General features: G+C 42.4%; 16 protein-coding genes. 8 read left to right on the top strand and 8 right to left on the bottom strand.

Features of this window, described 5'->3' with window-relative positions:
* Positions 1 to 218: 218 nt before the first annotated feature.
* The 7 genes from rsmG to rpmH all read right to left on the bottom strand — a co-directional run bounded on the left by rsmG (position 219) and on the right by rpmH (position 6,631).
* Positions 219 to 935: a 16S rRNA (guanine(527)-N(7))-methyltransferase RsmG gene (gene rsmG, locus BLV00_RS02650; RefSeq protein ID WP_093042144.1), complete on the bottom strand. Its 717-nt coding sequence runs from the start codon at positions 933 to 935 to the stop codon at positions 219 to 221.
* Between the two features lie 19 nt (positions 936 to 954).
* Positions 955 to 2,844, bottom strand: coding sequence for a tRNA uridine-5-carboxymethylaminomethyl(34) synthesis enzyme MnmG (gene mnmG / locus BLV00_RS02645; protein ID WP_093042142.1), 1,890 nt, complete (start codon positions 2,842 to 2,844; stop codon positions 955 to 957).
* Positions 2,845 to 2,869: 25 nt separating this feature from the next.
* Complete coding sequence (mnmE, locus tag BLV00_RS02640; RefSeq protein WP_093042140.1) at positions 2,870 to 4,246, bottom strand: tRNA uridine-5-carboxymethylaminomethyl(34) synthesis GTPase MnmE; 1,377 nt, start codon at positions 4,244 to 4,246, stop codon at positions 2,870 to 2,872.
* A 255-nt stretch (positions 4,247 to 4,501) separates the two neighbouring features.
* Positions 4,502 to 5,242, bottom strand: a complete 741-nt coding sequence (jag, locus tag BLV00_RS02635; protein WP_093042138.1) for an RNA-binding cell elongation regulator Jag/EloR — start codon at positions 5,240 to 5,242, stop codon at positions 4,502 to 4,504.
* Complete coding sequence (spoIIIJ, locus tag BLV00_RS02630) at positions 5,239 to 6,003, bottom strand: YidC family membrane integrase SpoIIIJ (protein ID WP_093042136.1); 765 nt, start codon at positions 6,001 to 6,003, stop codon at positions 5,239 to 5,241. The genes jag and spoIIIJ overlap by 4 nt, the downstream gene beginning before the upstream one ends.
* 78 nt (positions 6,004 to 6,081) lie before the next feature.
* Positions 6,082 to 6,441 (bottom strand): ribonuclease P protein component, encoded by a 360-nt coding sequence (gene rnpA / locus BLV00_RS02625; protein WP_093042134.1) that lies wholly within the window; start codon positions 6,439 to 6,441, stop codon positions 6,082 to 6,084.
* Between the two features lie 55 nt (positions 6,442 to 6,496).
* On the bottom strand, positions 6,497 to 6,631 hold the full coding sequence (rpmH, locus tag BLV00_RS02620; protein WP_019377820.1) for a 50S ribosomal protein L34: 135 nt from the start codon (positions 6,629 to 6,631) through the stop codon (positions 6,497 to 6,499).
* Between the two features lie 706 nt (positions 6,632 to 7,337).
* Here rpmH and dnaA point away from each other — a divergent pair.
* The 8 genes from dnaA (at position 7,338) to BLV00_RS02580 (ending at position 17,831) form a co-directional block, all read left to right on the top strand.
* Complete coding sequence (dnaA, locus tag BLV00_RS02615) at positions 7,338 to 8,693, top strand: chromosomal replication initiator protein DnaA (RefSeq protein ID WP_093042132.1); 1,356 nt, start codon at positions 7,338 to 7,340, stop codon at positions 8,691 to 8,693.
* 172 nt (positions 8,694 to 8,865) lie between these two features.
* Positions 8,866 to 10,008 (top strand): DNA polymerase III subunit beta, encoded by a 1,143-nt coding sequence (gene dnaN, locus BLV00_RS02610; protein ID WP_093042130.1) that lies wholly within the window; start codon positions 8,866 to 8,868, stop codon positions 10,006 to 10,008.
* A gap of 262 nt (positions 10,009 to 10,270) precedes the next feature.
* On the top strand, positions 10,271 to 10,492 hold the full coding sequence (yaaA, locus tag BLV00_RS02605; protein ID WP_093042128.1) for a S4 domain-containing protein YaaA: 222 nt from the start codon (positions 10,271 to 10,273) through the stop codon (positions 10,490 to 10,492).
* 26 nt (positions 10,493 to 10,518) lie between these two features.
* Entirely contained in the window at positions 10,519 to 11,637 is a 1,119-nt protein-coding gene (recF, locus tag BLV00_RS02600) for a DNA replication/repair protein RecF (protein WP_093042126.1), read from the top strand.
* 9 nt (positions 11,638 to 11,646) lie between these two features.
* The gene (remB, locus tag BLV00_RS02595) at positions 11,647 to 11,937 is read left to right on the top strand and encodes an extracellular matrix regulator RemB (protein WP_093042124.1); all 291 of its coding nucleotides are present in this window, start codon (positions 11,647 to 11,649) and stop codon (positions 11,935 to 11,937) included.
* Between the two features lie 99 nt (positions 11,938 to 12,036).
* Positions 12,037 to 13,947 (top strand): DNA topoisomerase (ATP-hydrolyzing) subunit B, encoded by a 1,911-nt coding sequence (gene gyrB / locus BLV00_RS02590; RefSeq protein WP_093042704.1) that lies wholly within the window; start codon positions 12,037 to 12,039, stop codon positions 13,945 to 13,947.
* Between the two features lie 164 nt (positions 13,948 to 14,111).
* Complete coding sequence (gene gyrA, locus BLV00_RS02585; protein ID WP_093042122.1) at positions 14,112 to 16,643, top strand: DNA gyrase subunit A; 2,532 nt, start codon at positions 14,112 to 14,114, stop codon at positions 16,641 to 16,643.
* A 96-nt stretch (positions 16,644 to 16,739) separates the two neighbouring features.
* Positions 16,740 to 17,831, top strand: a complete 1,092-nt coding sequence (locus BLV00_RS02580; protein ID WP_093042120.1) for an HD-GYP domain-containing protein — start codon at positions 16,740 to 16,742, stop codon at positions 17,829 to 17,831.
* A gap of 30 nt (positions 17,832 to 17,861) precedes the next feature.
* On the opposite strand, the gene BLV00_RS02575 is transcribed toward BLV00_RS02580, so the two are convergent.
* Positions 17,862 to 18,806, bottom strand: coding sequence for a YaaC family protein (locus BLV00_RS02575; protein ID WP_176791299.1), 945 nt, complete (start codon positions 18,804 to 18,806; stop codon positions 17,862 to 17,864).
* Positions 18,807 to 18,848 lie beyond the last annotated feature (42 nt).

Genomic DNA, 18,848 nt, shown 5'->3' with positions numbered 1-18,848 from the left:
GCATGCCCGCGGAAAGGGAATCATTCCCCACCGAACCGTTATTCAGATTAACATTTCGAATCAAGTCTTCGACTTTGCAGCTCTTTATTTGAATAAGACTCTTATGGAAAATCAACAACTGCGTTTAACAGAGCCAAAATAAAAAACCGTACCTATTTGAGGTACGGTACCAAAGAAACCCGATTTGATTTGGAAAAGCAGGTTCTTCTGCTAATCTGTTACTGAATAGGCGTTTTGTTAGGAACGCCAGCTTTTCTTGGATATTTTTTAGGGGTCTTACGACGTTTTTCTATTAAAGCAATATTCCGTTCACTATTTTCTTCCGGAAGTTCAAAGGTGTGCACCTGTGCTACTTCGCCGCCGACAGTACGGATCGCAAATTGAGCATCTTCGAGTTCGTCTGACAAATTCGGACCTTTCATGGCAATGAATAGTCCACCTTTTTGGGTGAGTGGCAGGCATAATTCACTCAATACGGAAAGCCGGGCAACGGCTCGAGCCATGACAATGTCATAGCTCTCACGGAACTTGCTGTTCTTTCCGAAGTTTTCTGCCCGATCATGATAAAATGCGACATCACTCAGTTCTAATTCATGGGCTAAGTGATTTAAAAAAGTGATCCGTTTCTGTAATGAATCAACGATCGTCACTTTCAGGTGGGGAAAAACGATCTTAAGAGGAAGGCTGGGAAAACCAGCCCCTGCTCCTACATCACAAATTTGTAAAGGTTTCGTGAAATCATGGTAGAAAGCAGCGGTAATTGAATCATAAAAATGCTTCAAGTAGACGCCTTCCTCATCTGTGATGGCAGTCAGGTTCATTTTTTCATTCCATTCCACCAGAATTTCAAAATATTGCTGGAATTGCCGTTGTTGCTTTTCGTTTAATTCGATTCCTTGTTCTTTCAGCTTGCTTAGAAAGGTATGCTTATCCATTGGTCCATCCTTTCTTCTCTTATTCGTTGGATACGCGTGCAATTTTTCCTTGTTCAATATAGACCAGTAAAATCGAAACGTCAGAAGGGTTGACTCCTGAAATACGGGACGCCTGACCGACAGAAAGTGGCCGGACTTCTTTCAATTTTTCCCGGGCTTCCGTAGCTAAACCATTGATGGCATCATAATCAATATTATCTGGTATTTTCTTATCGTCCATCTTTTTCATTCGTTCAATTTGTTGTAAGGCTTTCGTAATGTAGCCTGAATATTTCGTTTGAATTTCGACCTGTTCTTTGACGTCCTCCGGAAGGGCCACTTCAGGTGCTGTCAATGTTTCGATCATATCATACTTCATTTCCGGTCTACGCAACAAATCAGAGGCACGGACAGCTTCTTTCAACGGTGTGCCGCCTGCTTGTTCGACGATATGCTGAACTTTTTCTTCGGGCTTTAAAATGACCCCGTCTAAACGTTTCCGTTCTTCTTCGATCAACTGTTTTTTCTCCTGAAACTTTTCATAACGTTCTTCGGTGATCATGCCCATCTGATAACCAATTTCCGTAAGACGCAAGTCAGCATTATCATGACGGAGCATCAACCGGAACTCGGCACGGGACGTAAGCAGACGATAAGGTTCATTGGTCCCTTTTGTAACTAGATCATCGATCAGCACTCCGATATATGCCTGTGAACGGTCAAGGATCAGCGGTTCGAGATCAAGTGCTTTGGAAGCAGCATTGATTCCTGACATGATTCCTTGTGCAGCAGCTTCCTCATAACCGGAAGTTCCATTGATTTGACCAGCTGTGAATAGTCCTTTGATATTTTTCGTTTCCAAGGTCGGCCATAGCTGGGTCGGTACCACAGAATCATATTCAATGGCATAGCCGGCACGCATGATTTCTGCTTTTTCCAGCCCTGGTACTGTTTCTATCATCTTTTTCTGAATGAATTCAGGAAGAGATGTCGAGAGTCCTTGTACATAGACCTCTTCCGTGTTTCGCCCTTCTGGCTCCAGGAAAATCTGGTGGCGTGGTTTATCGTGGAAACGTACCACTTTGTCTTCAATCGAAGGACAATAACGCGGTCCTGTACCTTTGATCATTCCGGAATACATCGGTGACAACCCAAGGTTTTCATCAATGATTTGATGTGTGTATTCGTTCGTATAGGTAAGCCAGCATGGAATCTGATCCATGATAAATTCGGTCGTTTCATAAGAAAATGCCCGAGGTTCCTCATCACCTGGCTGGATCTCTGTTTTAGAGTAATCGATGGTATGACTGTTGACACGCATTGGTGTACCGGTTTTAAAACGGACCATCTTTATCCCCAACTCTTCCAAATGCTCCGATAGGGCTACAGTTGGACGCTGGTTATTAGGCCCACTTTCATATTCCAAATCCCCGATAATTACTTTTCCGCGCATAAATGTACCAGTCGTTACAATAACAGTTTTCGCAGTATAAGCCGCTTTCGTCTCCGTCACTACACCCTTGATTTCATTATCCTCAACGATCAAGCGCTGCACCATCCCCTGGCGCAATGTCAGATTTTCCTGATTTTCTAACGTTTCTTTCATTTCCTGAATATATAGTGGTTTATCCGCCTGTGCTCGCAACGCACGCACAGCAGGGCCTTTTCTTGTATTCAGCATACGCATCTGAATATGCGTCTTATCAATGATTTTCCCCATCACACCGCCAAGCGCATCAATTTCACGCACGACGACACCTTTTGCCGGTCCTCCGATCGACGGATTACACGGCATAAAAGCAACCAAATCCAGGTTCAAGGTAAGCATCAGCGTCTTTGCTCCACGCTTCGCTGAAGCAAGTGCTGCTTCACACCCTGCATGACCTGCACCAATAACGATCACATCATAATGTCCAGCATCGTAAGTCAATGGTTGTTGTCTCTCCTTTAAATAATTATTTTCCTAAGCAGAATTGGGAAAAAAGCTGATCAATCAAGCTTTCATGAACCGTATCGCCAACGATTTCGCCAAGTATTTCCCATGTACGAGTTACATCTATTTGCACCATATCAATCGGCATATCCATCTCCATGCCGTTGAGAGCATCTTCTAAAGCTTGCTTCGCTTGTTTCAAGAGCTGAACATGACGGACATTCGATACATATGTCATATCCCCTGTGTCCAATTCACCTTCAAAGAAGACTTGAGAGATTGCCTGTTCCAATTCATCGATCCCTTTTTCGTGAAGCAGCGCTGTCGTGATGACAGGGTGCTTGTCTGCCAATGTCTGGACTCGTTCCATATCCAGCTGCGGCTCAAGATCGGTTTTATTAACGATGACAATCACATCTAAATCCCTTACAGCTTCAAAGAGTTTTTCATCTTCTGCTGTCAGCTCATCTCCATAGTTTAACACAAGCAGAATCAAATCAGCTTCCTTCAACACTTGTCTGGATTTCTCTACACCAATTCTCTCCACAATATCTTCCGTTTCACGTATTCCTGCAGTATCGACAAGGCGAAGCGGTACACCACGGACATTCACATATTCCTCAATCACATCACGCGTCGTACCTGGAACCTCGGTGACAATCGCTTTATTCTCATGGACGAGCGCATTCATCAAAGAAGACTTCCCGACATTCGGACGTCCAATGATTGCTGTTGCCAGCCCTTCACGAAGAATTTTACCCTGCTGGGCAGTCTGAAGTAATTTTTTTACTTCTTCAAGGACTTCTTTTGTTTTCTCTTCCATCATGTTGTGCGACATCTCTTCTACGTCATCATACTCCGGATAATCGATATTCACCTCGACATGGGCAAGTGTTTCTAACAATTTCTGACGCAGGCTTTGAATCAATTTCGACAACCTGCCATCCATTTGTTTTAAAGCTACATTCATCGCCCTGTCCGTTTTAGCGCGGATCAAATCCATGACTGCTTCTGCCTGCGAGAGATCGATACGGCCATTTAAAAAGGCCCGCTTCGTGAATTCGCCAGGCTCAGCAAGCCGTGCTCCTTTTGCTAACACAATTTCCAGTACTCGATTGACAGAAACGAGCCCGCCATGACAGTTTATTTCCACGACATCTTCTCTCGTAAAAGTTTTCGGCGCCCGCATGATCGATACCATGACTTCTTCTGCTACTTCATTTGTTTCTGGATCGATGATTTTCCCATAATGCATGGTATGAGAGTCGGCCTTAGATAAATCTTTCCCTTGGAATAGTTCATTAGAAATCGATACGGCTTCAGGACCGCTTAAACGGACAATGGCAATAGCCCCTTCCCCCATCGGGGTTGATATAGCCGTTATTGTATCTGTTTCCAATACGCCCACCTCCTTCATTCCTCTATTTCATATTTCGTATATATAAGTTATCCACAAACATGTATTTTCATTGTCACTAACTTATTAGATTATCATATTTCTATCCGATTTGAAAAGATATCAACAAGATCATTTGTTTTTTGATGTAATTCTCATTATCCACATGTGTATAAAGTTAGTTTCGGTATTCGATTAGTCCCTTATTCTTTAGACAAAAAAATATCCGTCAGCAGTGCTGACGGAATGCTAAATCTATTATTTTGACGGACGGATTACCACATAACGTTTAGGTTCGTTACCAGCCGAGTAGGTCTCCACCTGCTGATTATTTTGCAGGGCAGTATGGATGATTTTCCGCTCATAAGATGGCATCGGTTCAAGCTTAACATCTTCATTTGTACGTAATGCTTTTTCCGATAGCCGGCTTGCCAACGTTTCCAGCGTATCTTTCCGGCGGTCCCTGTAACCTTCCGCATCGAGAACCGCTGTATAATATTGATCGGTATTACGGTTGATCGTTAAATGCAGCAAATATTGTAATGCATTCAATGTCTGGCCACGTTTTCCAATCAATAAAGCGATTTTCTCACCTATCAATTCAAAGTGGATGTCCCGGCCATGGACCGTGGTTTTTACCTCGACCGGAGCACCCATTTGTTCCGCAATTTCTTCGATATAACGCTCCGCTTCTTTAATGGCATCCTCTTGCTGATCCATTTTTTTAGCTGCAACATTTATTTCTGGTTCATCTCTTGTTTCTTGTTTTACTTCTGATTTGGTTTCTGGTTCTGAATTGATTTCTTGCTCCTGGTCTTCTGCCTTAGTATCCACCTTCGAAACTTTGACAATGGACGGCTTACTGCCAAAACCAAAAAAACCTTTCTTTCCTTCATCGATAATATTTACTTCTACTAGGTCCCTGGATGTTTGTAACTGCTCTAACGCTGATTGGACCGCTTCCTCAACTGTTTGTCCAGTAGCAGTTATTTGCTTCACTTAGTTTTTCCTCCCGTTTCTTGTTCTTTCATCATCGGTTTTCGGATGAATATCGTCTGCGCGATCATAAACAAGTTACCAACTACCCAATAGAGGGCCAGTGCTGATGGGAAAAAGAATGCAAATGTACCAATCATGATCGGCATAAGGTAAAGCATCATTGTCATTTGCGGATTTTGCATTGCGGTAGAACCAGCCATCATCAACTTTTGCTGCAAGAACGTGGTTCCCGCTGTCACTATAGCCAAAATATAACTCGGTTCTCCAAGCTCCATCCACAAAAAGCTATGGGTAGCAACTTCTGATGTACGCATGATTGCATGGTAAAAACCGATCAAAATCGGCATTTGGACAACAAGTGGCAAACAGCCAGCCAGCGGATTCACTCCATGCTTTTGGAAAAGCTGCATGGTTTCCTGCTGTAATTTTTGCTGAGTCTGTGCATCTTTAGAACTGTGCTTTTCACGCAACTCCTGTAATTCCGGTTGGATATCCTGCATAGCTTTTGAACTCTTCAATTGCTTGACGTTAAGCGGCAGCAATATCAAACGAATGATAATGGTGATGATGATGATCGACAGACCATAACTCTCACCAGTGATATCGGCAAAATACTCGATAGTTTGAGATAGAGGCCATACAACATATTCATTCCAAAAACCCGTACTATCAGAAGTGATATCTTCATTGACCTGCGTACACCCTGATAAAACGGTAAGTATTCCAGTCATGGCTAACAGCCACAAGACCTTTTTACGCAACGTCCCTTCCTCCTTACTCCCTGACTCATTTACTTTTCTCTTAAACATTTTAGCATTTTCATAGGACTCAATTCTATATTATATCTTAGACTTCTTGTCTTTCGATAATAACTTTGATTTCGACAATACATGGGTAAGACTTTTTTTCATTTGATGAAAATCCATATCATTCGTTGGTTTACGGGCAATGATAATTAAATCATACCTGGGATCGATATTGTCTTCAAGCTCATGGAAAGCTTGTCTCAAGTATCGTTTGATCTGGTTCCTTACTACAGCAACGCCGATACGTTTACTTACAGACAAGCCGATCCGGAAATGATCCTGGTCTTCTTTTTTCAAGTAATAGATTACCAATTGACGATTAGCGAACGATTTACCCTTTTTGAAAACCCGCTGAAATTCTTCATTTTTTTTGATTCGGTATGCTTTCTTCATGAGCTTATTCCTCCACTTTAACGGAAAAAAAGACCACTGACTTCATCTCAGTGGCCTATGCAGATAGAACTTTTCTTCCTTTACGGCGACGACGAGCCAAAACTTTACGACCGTTTTTCGTGCTCATGCGCGTGCGGAAACCGTGTACCTTTTTACGCTTACGATTATTTGGTTGAAATGTACGTTTCATTATATAGACACCTCCTGGTGAAAATTAAAAGTTGAAATTAAAATGCTAAAAGGCAGTCCAATCAATTATAAATAAACCTATCCATAAATGTCAACTCTATATTACATTTCTTTTTATCAGCCCGTGATCTCCCCTGGCCCTGCGTTATATAACAGCCTGTATCATAACACAAAGTCCAGCATGTTTTACAACCTATTTCATTTGCTATACAATCTACTTTTGTGAATAATCCACAGCCATTGTTAATATATTATTCGACGTATTTTGACTATCCACAGCAAATATTGACAAGCTAATCACAAAATATAGTGTTGTGGATATTTTTCATCTACAACCTGTGGTGATTGTGGATAAACATCGAAAAACCGTTGCAACACAAGGATTTATTTGATATCATATTTGTGTTTTAACTTTGGAAAAATAAGCAGCCGATATAATCTTCTCCACAGACTGTGGATAAGCTGTGGATAGTCGTACACAGGGCTGTTTTTAAAGTTATGCACAGTTTTGTGGACAATGAAAATAAATAGTCGAAACCTGTAGAATGAACCATTTTTTCTATCCACACCAATTAAATATAGTTTTTCCCGCACGGGATTGTACAAACGTTATACATTACAACCTTTCGAGCTTTTTTCGCGTGTTCGAGAAAGAGAACGGGAGGTTTTTTGTTTCATGTGTTACTGGATGAAAGGGGTGAGACGATTTGGAAAATATTCATGAACTCTGGGACAGCACCCTGGAGAAGATGAAAGAAAAAATAAGTAAGCCCAGCTTCGAAACATGGTTGAAAGCAACGAAAGCAGATTCCCTAAAGGATAATACCTTGACGATAGTTGCCCCCAATGAGTTCGCGAGAGATTGGCTTGAAAATCAATATTCCAAATTGATCAGTGAAACAGTTTACGAAGTGACAGGAGCAGAATTAAATACAAGATTCATCATTCCAGAAAACAAGGAACAATCCTTGGAAGATGTGAAACTTGCAGCAAAAAAAGTACCTGATGCGAAGCAAAATGATGGAGAAGAATCTCCGCAGAGTATGCTCAATTCTAAATATACATTCGATACCTTTGTTATTGGATCCGGAAACCGTTTTGCGCACGCTGCTTCGCTTGCCGTTGCAGAAGCACCAGCGAAAGCCTATAACCCATTATTCATTTATGGGGGAGTTGGACTGGGAAAAACCCACTTGATGCATGCAATCGGCCATTATGTATTGGATCATAATCCAAGTGCAAAAGTAGTCTACCTGTCTTCCGAAAAATTTACGAATGAATTCATCAACTCTATCCGTGACAATAAAGCCGTCAATTTCCGTAATAAATATCGAAGTGTCGATGTCTTATTGATAGACGATATTCAATTCCTGGCCGGGAAAGAACAAACCCAGGAGGAGTTTTTCCATACATTCAATACTCTGCACGAAGAAAGCAAGCAGATTGTCATCAGCAGTGACCGTCCTCCCAAAGAAATCCCGACGCTGGAGGATCGGCTGCGTTCCCGGTTCGAATGGGGTCTGATTACTGACATCACCCCTCCTGATTTAGAAACACGGATCGCCATCCTTCGTAAAAAGGCGAAGGCAGAAGGACTGGATATTCCTAATGAAGTGATGCTGTACATCGCCAATCAGATTGATACCAACATTCGCGAGCTTGAAGGTGCTCTTATACGTGTTGTTGCTTATTCTTCTTTAATCAATCGCGATATCAATGCCTCTTTGGCGGCAGAAGCATTAAAGGATATCATTCCGAGTTCCCAGCCCAAGGTGATTACGATTGAAGCGATTCAGGAAATGGTTGGTGAGAAGTATAATGTCCGCTTAGAAGATTTTGCGGCGAAAAAACGAACGAAACAAGTAGCTTTCCCGCGCCAGATTGCTATGTTCTTATCTCGTGAACTGACAGATTTCTCATTGCCGAAAATTGGAGAGGAATTTGGAGGAAGAGACCATACGACTGTGATTCATGCGCACGAAAAAATATCAAAGATGCTTGCAGAAGATCAGAATTTACAACGTGAACTCGATGAATTGAGAGAACGGTTGAAATCCCATTGACGTTAATATGTGTATAACTCATTCACGGTCATCAACAGTCTATCCACATGTGGGTAGACTTTCTGTCCTTGAGTTTCCCTACAGTTATCCACATATTCACAGCGCCTATTACTACTGTTACTATTTTTATTAATAAAAAATATATATAATGACTCATTTAGGAGGATTTTTAATGAAATTCATAATCCAACGCGAACAATTGATGGAAAGCGTGCAAAATGTGATGAAGGCTATTTCTTCCCGTACCACTATTCCGATTCTTACCGGTATGAAATTGGAAGCAAGCGAACAAGGCGTGAAGTTGACTGGCAGTGACTCTGATATTTCCATTGAATCGTTTATTCCTGCTGAAGAAGATGGCATTGTTTATGTAGAACAAATCGAACCTGGCAGTATTGTACTGCAGGCAAAATACTTTCCAGACATCGTACGGAAACTTCCACAAAATACAGTGGAAATCGAAACCGATAACCATCGTAACGTCACGATCCGATCCGGAAGTGCTGAATTCCATTTAAACGGACAGGATGCTGAAGAATATCCACAACTTCCTCAGTTACATACCGAGGATAGCTTTGAACTACCGATAGATTTATTGAAAAACTTGATACGCCAAACGGTTTTTGCCGTATCAACATCTGAAACCCGGCCAATATTGACTGGGGTTAACGTGAAAATTGAAAATGAAGAATTGCAATTTACGGCTACAGACAGTCACCGTCTGGCTTCCCGTAAGCTACCGCTGAAAAGCCAGGAAACTCAAATTTCCTTTAACAATGTAGTTATTCCTGGTAAAAGTTTGACAGAGTTGAATAAGATACTTACAGATTCCGACCAGGTAATTGAAATCAGTGTCACCGATAATCAAATATTATTCCGCACCAAACATCTCTATTTCTTGTCACGTTTACTGGATGGGAATTACCCGGAAACTTCAAGGCTTATTCCGGATGAAAGTAAAACAGTAGTGACCATGGATGCCAAAGAATTACTGCAATCAATCGATCGAGCTTCTTTACTGGCCAGAGAAAATCGTAATAATGTCGTCCGGTTGATTACAAAAGGCGGCAACCAAATCGAAATCAACGGTAACTCTCCTGAAGTAGGAGATGTGGTAGAAGAAGTGAACGCTGAAACAATTGAAGGGGAAGAATTAAAGATATCGTTCAGCGCTAAATATATGATGGATGCCTTGAAAGCTGTGGGAAGTGATCAGGTGAAAGTTGAATTTACTGGTGCAATGCGCCCATTCCTGATTCGAGCTACCGATAACAACCAGGTACTGCAGCTGATCCTGCCTGTCCGAACTTACTAAACAAAACGAGCCGACGTCCCGCCAACGTCCGGCTCTTCTTTTTTTATAAATGATGCATCGATAAATTTATTGATGTGGAGGAAATTTACTCCGTATCAATGCCAACAATAGCTGTCATTTATTAGATAAGGATTATGCCACCTATCCTCACAAAATAGAAATGGAACCATTAATGATTTTATAGTATGGCTCATCCTTTTCTTTACTTCTTTTTTTTAGTAAAATAGAAAGATAGGCAAACTACTTGATTAGGGTGAAAAATATGGATGATAAAATAGAAATCTCCACGGAATACATTCAACTGGGTCAGTTTCTGAAATTGGCAAATATTGTCGAATCTGGTGGAATGGTCAAGATTTTCTTAGCGGAATACGAAGTATATGTCAATGAGGCATTGGAAGACCGCCGGGGAAGGAAATTATATCCAGGTGACGTTGTCGAAATTCCGGGTATGGGCAGCTTCGACGTTGTAAAAGAAAGTTGAACCAGACCGGTTGAAAGGAAATTCGGATGTATATTAAAGATATCAAGCTGAGAACTTTCCGTAACTATGATCAGATCCAATTACAGTTTGATGATAAGATCAACGTAATTATCGGCGAAAATGCCCAGGGGAAAACAAATCTTATGGAAGCCATTTATCTGTTAGCATTTACCAAGTCCCATCGTACGCCTAGAGATAAGGAACTTATCCAATGGGAGCAAGAGTATGCTAAAATAGAAGGTAGTATATATAAACGTAACCGTCGATTTCCATTAGAAATCATCCTTTCAAAAAAAGGAAAAAAAGCAAAGATGAATCATTTAGAACAAAAACGCCTCAGTGACTATATCGGGGCGTTGAATGTTGTTATGTTTGCACCTGAGGATTTAAACCTGGTCAAAGGGAGCCCTCAGGTGCGTCGTAGGTTTATTGACATGGAAATCGGACAGATACAGCCTGCTTACATCTATCACTTGGGGCAATACCAAAAGGTTTTGAAACAACGCAATCATTTATTGAAAGACCTGCAGCGTCATCGCCAAACAGATAAAACGATGCTGTATGTACTGACCGATCAGTTGATCGAACACGCCAGTACCATCATTGAAAGACGTTTCAAGTTCCTGAAGCTGTTACGCAGCTGGGCAGGTCCGATCCATGAGAGCATCAGCAGACAGCTCGAACAACTGGAAGTCCATTATGATGCCACCGTAGAAGTATCAGAAGCTATGAATTTGGAAACAATTAGTACTAGATATCAAGAAAAGTTTTCAAAAATGGAAGATAAAGAAATCGAACGTGGAACTACACTGGCAGGACCGCATCGGGACGACCTTATTTTCTATGTCAACGGAAAGGACGTCCAGACCTATGGATCACAGGGGCAGCAGCGGACGACAGCTCTCTCTTTGAAACTGGCAGAAATAGAGCTGATTCATAGTGAAGTAGGAGAATATCCGATTTTACTTCTTGATGATGTCCTTAGTGAGCTGGATGATTTCAGACAGTCACACTTGCTCCATACGATTCAAGGAAAAGTGCAAACCTTCGTATCGACCACCAATATTGATGGTATCGAGCATGAAGCATTGAAAGAGGCGGAAATATTCCGTGTTGCAAACGGAACAATTGAAATTGAGAAATGAGGTGGAACGTTGTTCATTCATATCGGTGACGATCAAGTAATCCGTTCGAAAGATGTGGTAGCAATCATTGATCACACCTTGATTTCTTCCTCATCCATCATTGAGGAAATGATTTACAATCAGCGTAAAGAAAAAAATGTAGTGGAAACGCAGACGCAGGAAGCCAAAGCGATCGTCATTACCGATGATCAGATATACTTTAGCCCCTTGTCTGTGATGACGTTGAAAAAACGTGCCAATATGATGGCCACTTTAAATAAATTGGAAGATTTCTCTGAGATCATCGACGAAGAAGTATGATGGTTATGTCGATCACACAGAGTTTTATAGGTATATTTTCCAGGATGGGATTGAAAACTTCTGGAGGGAATGTAGGTGAAAACCGTGAGTGAAGAAGCAATGAAAAATCGTGAATCTTATGATGAAAATCAGATACAGGTTTTAGAAGGTCTGGAAGCGGTCCGTAAACGTCCCGGTATGTATATCGGTTCGACCAATGAGAAAGGGCTGCATCATTTAGTTTGGGAAATCGTCGATAATAGTATCGATGAAGCAATGGCTGGTTATTGTGATAAAATCCAGGTGATCATCGAAGAAGATAACAGTATTACAGTAACGGATAATGGGCGTGGTATTCCTGTCGGTATGCATGAAAAAGCCGGACGTCCAGCGGTTGAAGTGATAATGACCGTCCTTCATGCCGGAGGTAAATTTGGCGGCGGCGGTTATAAGGTTTCAGGGGGACTGCACGGTGTAGGTGCCTCTGTCGTGAATGCGTTGTCCACATATTTGGAAGTATTCGTTCACCGTGATGGCAAAGTCCATTACCAAAAATTTGAACGGGGAATTCCCTCAGGGGAGTTGGAAGTTATCGATGAGAGCGATATTACCGGTACCCGGATCCACTTCAAGCCTGACCCTGAAATATTCAGTGAAACAGAAGAATACAACTACGATACGTTAGCTCATCGCTTACGTGAATTGGCCTACTTGAATAAAGGCTTGACGATTTCTATCGAAGACAAACGTTTGGAAGAACCGGAAGAGAAAGAATTCTTTTACGAGGGTGGAATAGTTTCGTATGTCGAGCATATGAACCGTACACGGGAAGTCATTCATGAACCGTTTTATGCAGAAGCGGAGCAGGACGAGATCACCGTTGAAATAGCGATCCAGTACAATGATGGATTTGCCAGCAATATATATTCCTTTACGAACAATATCCACACTTATGAAGGCGGGACACATGAGTCCGGATTTAAGACTGGGTTGACACGTGTTATCAACGATTATGCACGTAAAAATAATATGTTCAAAGAAAATGACCCTAACCTGACCGGGGATGATGTCCGTGAAGGTTTGACAGCTATCATTTCGATCAAGCATCCGGATCCGCAATTCGAAGGTCAGACGAAAACCAAGCTGGGTAACAGTGAAGCACGTACTGTCACAGACCACTTATTCTCAGAGACCTTTTCCAAGTTCCTTTATGAGAATCCTGCTATGGGTAAAGTGATTGTTGAAAAAGGTCTGATGGCATCACGAGCCCGGATGGCAGCTAAAAAAGCCCGGGAATTGACACGTCGGAAGAATGCTTTGGAAGTCTCTAATCTTCCTGGTAAGTTAGCAGACTGTTCCTCCCGTGATCCTAAAATCAGCGAATTATATATTGTTGAGGGTGACTCAGCCGGAGGATCAGCTAAACAAGGACGGGACCGTCATTTTCAAGCAATCCTGCCGCTTCGTGGTAAAATTATCAATGTGGAAAAGGCACGGCTTGATAAGATTTTATCCAATAATGAAGTCCGTGCAATGATTACGGCACTTGGAACAGGCATTGGTGAAGAATTCGATCTTTCGAAAGCCCGTTACCACAAAGTTGTAATTATGACGGATGCGGATGTGGATGGGGCACATATCCGTACACTATTGTTGACGTTTTTCTATCGTTATATGCGTCCATTGATTGAAAGCGGCTATGTCTATATCGCCCAGCCGCCTTTATATAAAGTCACCCAGGGAAAAGCGGTTCACTACACTTATACAGACAAGCAGCTTGATGCATTGCTTCAGGAACTTCCTAATTCACCTAAGCCCGGCTACCAGCGGTATAAAGGGCTAGGAGAAATGAATCCAGAACAGCTCTGGGAAACGACAATGGATCCAGAAACACGGACATTGAAGCAAGTGAATATGGAAGATGCTATCGAAGCGGATGAAACGTTCGATATTTTGATGGGAGATAAAGTTGAACCCCGTCGTAATTTCATTCAGGATAATGCTCAATATGTGAAAAACCTCGATGTTTGATCGAGAATGAGTAGAAGTGAACAATTTTAGATAAATCATTCACAAGGAACATTCCCTTGTCAGATAACAGTCAAGTAATGGAATCTGATAGATAGTAATGCACGGAGGCTGCAGTTATACCATACTGCAGTCTCCCTTCCTCATATGTGATAGGAGGTAATTTCATGGTGGATCAACCAAATCGTCCACGTGTCCAAGAAGTTAATATCAGTCAGGAGATGCGGACTTCATTTCTAGACTATGCCATGAGTGTCATCGTAGCCAGGGCATTACCTGATGTCCGGGACGGTCTGAAGCCTGTTCACCGCAGAATATTATATGCGATGAATGACCTCGGTATGCATTCCGATAAAGCATATAAGAAATCAGCTCGTATTGTCGGTGAGGTCATCGGTAAGTACCACCCTCATGGTGACTCAGCCGTTTATGACACGATGGTACGGATGGCGCAGGATTTCAACTATCGTTATATGCTTGTCGACGGCCATGGAAATTTTGGGTCAGTCGATGGTGATGCTGCAGCTGCAATGCGTTACACAGAAGCTCGTATGTCGAAAATTTCGATGGAAATTTTACGCGATATCAATAAAGATACAATCGATTATACCGATAACTATGACGGTGCAGAAAAAGAGCCGGTGGTACTGCCGGCTCGTTTCCCGAACTTGCTGGTCAACGGTACTTCTGGTATCGCCGTGGGTATGGCGACCAACATTCCACCGCATCAGCTTGGTGAAGTCATTGATGGTGTTCTTGCATTAAGTAAGGATCCGGATATTACCATTCAGGAACTGATGGAGAATCATATCTTCGGTCCGGACCTGCCTACTGCCGGGCAAATTCTCGGTCTAAGCGGTATTCGTAAAGCTTATGAAACCGGGAAAGGCTCCATCACGATTCGGGCAAAAGTGGAAATTGAAGAGCAAGAGAACGGAAAAGGCCGTTTGATTGTGACTGAATTGCCATATCAAGTGAACAAAGCCCGGCTGGTAGAAAAGATCGCCGAGCTTGCCAGAGACAAGAAAATTGAAGGAATTACTGACTTGCGTGACGAATCAGATCGAAACGGCATGCGGGTCGTTATTGAACTGCGTAAAGACGTAAACCCGAATGTACTGCTGAATAACCTGTATAAAATGACAGCATTGCAAACTTCATTCGGTATCAATATGCTGGCCTTAGTAGATGGGCATCCAAAAGTACTTAACTTGAAGCAAGTACTGGAGCACTATTTAGAGCATCAAAAGGTCGTTATCAAGCGCCGTACTGCTTATGAACTACGCAAAGCAGAAGCACGGGCTCATATTTTGGAAGGGTTACGGATAGCACTGGATCATCTTGATGAGGTCATCAAACTGATCCGTGAATCGAAAACGACAGAAATCGCCCGTGAGGGATTGATGACACGCTTTGAGTTGTCTGAAAAACAAGCGCAGGCAATTCTGGATATGCGTCTGCAGCGTTTGACCGGTTTAGAACGTGAAAAAATCGAGGATGAATATCAAGAGCTCGTGAAGTTGATTGCCGAGCTCCGCGCTATCCTGGCAGATGAAGAAAAGGTATTGGAAATAATCCGTGAGGAATTGACAGAAGTCAAAGAACGTTTCAATGATTCACGCCGGACAGAAATCGTCATTGGTGGAACGGACTTTATTGAAGATGAAGACTTGATTCCGGAAGAAACCATCATCGTGACCCTGACTCATCAGGGCTATATCAAACGCCTTCCAGCCTCTACCTATCGCACCCAGCGCAGGGGCGGACGAGGCGTACAGGGGATGGGCACGCACGAAGATGATTTTGTCGAACATCTGCTGTCCACCTCAACCCATAACACCTTACTGTTCTTCTCGAACAAAGGAAAGGTATATAAGGCAAAAGGCTATGAAGTACCTGAATTCAGCCGGACAGCTAAAGGGATACCAATCATCAACATGCTTGAAGTCGAGCGAGATGAATGGATTAATGCGGTAATTGCCGTTGAAGACTTTGTCGACGATTGGTATTTCTTCTTTACGACACGAAAAGGGATATCCAAACGGACCTCTATTTCTCAATTTGCCAATATCCGTAAAGGCGGTTTGATCGCACTTAACCTGCGCGAGGAAGACGAACTGATTTCCGTCCGACTCACCAATGGGGAAAAAGATATCATGATCGGAACCCGTCATGGCATGTTGATTCGTTTTGAAGAAGGTCAGGTACGGACCATGGGTCGTACAGCTGCCGGTGTAAAAGGAATTTCCTTACGGGAAGGGGATGAAGTCGTATCGATGGAAATCATCGATAATGACCTCCAAGTCCTAACCGTCACTGACAAAGGCTTCGGTAAACGGACCCCAGCCGCTGACTATCGTATAACTAACCGTGGTGGAAAAGGGATTTTGACATGTAATCTCACAGAGCGCAATGGGGAAGTAGTGGCAGTCAAAGCTGTCACTGGCGAAGAGGATGTCATGATTATCACGGCTACCGGGGTATTGATCCGGATGCCGATCGAAAGTATTTCCGAAACAGGCCGTAATACGCAAGGGGTTCGTCTGATACGCTTGCAGGAAAATGAGTCTGTGGCAACGGTAGCTGTTCTGGAGCCGGAAGAAGAGGAAGAACTTCCTGAAGAATCAGAAGAAGCAGTAGAAGAAGCCATGAACGAAGAACAAATTTCTGAAGAAGAGCCATTCAACGAAGAAGAATAACAACGGAAATTTAGAAGTGTTACATAAAGTCGTCCTTATGTGAAAAAGGGCGGCTTTATGTTTATATATCAGCGATGGAAGTGAGGTAGGGGTTTTATGAGGGTTCATCCATCCCAAGTTGTCCCAGGCTGCATTATTACGAAAGATATCTTAGGGAAAACAAACCGCCCATTGATTACTAAAAATACCGTTGTTAAAGATATACATAAACAAGTACTCCATCGATTCCTGGTCCAGCAGGTAGAAGTCGCTCCAAAACTTTCCTCTGGCGAGCCTTTTATGCCGGAAGCACCGGAAGAACCTGCAATAGAGAGCCGTGTTGAAAAACAGATAGCGGATCCTAAAACATTTATGGAACAATATCTTCAAGCAGTCAAAGCATATAAAAAGTGGTTCGCTGAATGGCAGGCAGGCGTAGCTATCCCTATAGGTGCCGTACGCGAGGTATTAGTGCCATTACTGGACCAAATTAAGAAATCGCGAAGAAATATTTTTATGCTGCATCATTTTTCTACCAAAGACGATTATCTTTATCATCACGCTGTTTCTACCGCCTTGATTGCTGCGTTCTTAGGAGAAAAATTGGGGATGAATCGTGGTGAGTGGATTCAATTAGGGTTAGCCGGCTTGTTAAGTGATGCCGGCATGGCTAAATTGAGCAAACAAATTCTTTTGAAAGAAACTACTTTGACAGAGAAAGAATATCAGGAAGTAAAAAAACATCCGACCTTTTCCTACAGAATGGTAGAAAATATTCCAGTGTTGAATAAAGCTGCGAAACTCGGTATTTTACAACATCATGAGCGTCTTGATGGCAGCGGCTATCCACTTGCTACGGATAAAAAGAAGATTCATATGTTTGCCCGGGTAATTGCGGTCAGTGATATGTACCATGCAATGACCTCAGAACGGTTATACCGGAGTAAACAATCACCATTCCTGGTACTTGAATTGATGATGAAAGAGCAATTCGGGCGCTTCGACCATGCTGTAGTCCAGGCATTCGTCAAAAGTATGACTAATTATACAACCGGCACAAAGGTGAAGCTATCCAATGAGCAAAGTGGAGAAATCGTTTTTGTTGATCCTGTCCATCCGACTAGACCTATGATACGCATCGACGAGGGTGCAGATATTATATACCTCAAGGATTTTAATGACCTTTATATTAGTGAAATATACGATTGAGCTTTGCCCGGACACCTATCCTTGTCCGGGTTATTTTTGTGCAAGCAGCCAGTGCTGGACCATTCTTTCCGATTCTTTACTGGTGAGTGAGATGAAGTGAGTAAGTAAAGCATAATCAGACGTATCGCGAATATGGTGTAGATCCATCCACCACTCCACCTCATAGCGACAAATCATACTGAGATTATAGAGCAGGATGTAATGAATCATCATTTCAGGAAGATGATCCAGCGTATCTCTCGCATAGGAAGTATAAAAGGCTTTTTGCATACTGGAGTAATAGAACGGTTGAGAAAAATAAGGAGTGAATGGTTGCTCCATCTCAATATGCAGCCTATCCTTCTCTTGTTTCCAGGAGACAACGGAAAATTTGGAAAAGCGCTGCTTCAATTTGCGCTCGGTCAATTGGTGATCATAAAGCTGATTTAAAGGGAAGATGATTTTTGTATCACCCAAACCAGCCACTTTACATAATGGCTGTTTATTGCTCCATTGATAGATTTCCTGCATATCTGGCAGCAGTTGCAAAAGATTTTCCATGCCTGCCTTGTCGCTTTGGAAAGGGGAGCAGTTAAAAAGACGCTCACAAGCATAAGAAAATAACCCCTGGGGTTGAATTTTCACTTCATCCTGGGTAAATGAGTAATTCTGTTTTTTTCGTTTTCTGGTGGTTAAACCATGAGCAAGTACTTTGGAGGAAGAAGGATAATCAGGATCTTTGACGAGAAGGCAGGCTTTTAATAAGTGGCCGAGCCCATAAAATAGAAGCATAGGCTGGACAGTCAAAGGTGAAGACTTTCCCGTAGCTAAAAAATTCCTCCCATGTTCAAGGAAATAGCAAAAACGTTCGCTGTTGCGGTAAGCTTTTGTTTTTGCCTCCAGGATGCCCTGTTTCTCATAACAGTGAGTAAGATAATTTCGTGTGTTAGGAACAGCTTGCAGATAGGTCAAAAAAGACTGATTATTCTGTAACAAATCCCTCGCCTCCTCTCTCTTCAGACTGGATGAAGTATCCAT

The organism is Thalassobacillus cyri (assembly GCF_900107755.1).
GTDB lineage: Bacteria > Bacillota > Bacilli > Bacillales > Halobacillaceae > Thalassobacillus > Thalassobacillus cyri.
The sequence above is the reverse complement of the archived record's forward strand: the minus strand, read 5'-3'. Positions and strand labels throughout refer to the sequence as shown.

Bases quoted from the DNA above. Each gene is read 5' to 3' on its own strand.
- yaaA (WP_093042128.1), top strand. From the start codon at position 10,271: ATGGATGATAAAATAGAAATCTCCACGGAATACATTCAACTGGGTCAG.
- gyrB (WP_093042704.1), top strand. From the start codon at position 12,037: ATGAAAAATCGTGAATCTTATGATGAAAATCAGATACAGGTTTTAGAA.
- BLV00_RS02580 (WP_093042120.1), top strand. From the start codon at position 16,740: ATGAGGGTTCATCCATCCCAAGTTGTCCCAGGCTGCATTATTACGAAA.
- recF (WP_093042126.1), top strand. From the start codon at position 10,519: ATGTATATTAAAGATATCAAGCTGAGAACTTTCCGTAACTATGATCAG.
- rpmH (WP_019377820.1), bottom strand. From the start codon at position 6,631: ATGAAACGTACATTTCAACCAAATAATCGTAAGCGTAAAAAGGTACAC.
- gyrA (WP_093042122.1), top strand. From the start codon at position 14,112: ATGGTGGATCAACCAAATCGTCCACGTGTCCAAGAAGTTAATATCAGT.
- rnpA (WP_093042134.1), bottom strand. From the start codon at position 6,441: ATGAAGAAAGCATACCGAATCAAAAAAAATGAAGAATTTCAGCGGGTT.
- dnaN (WP_093042130.1), top strand. From the start codon at position 8,866: ATGAAATTCATAATCCAACGCGAACAATTGATGGAAAGCGTGCAAAAT.
- rsmG (WP_093042144.1), bottom strand. From the start codon at position 935: ATGGATAAGCATACCTTTCTAAGCAAGCTGAAAGAACAAGGAATCGAA.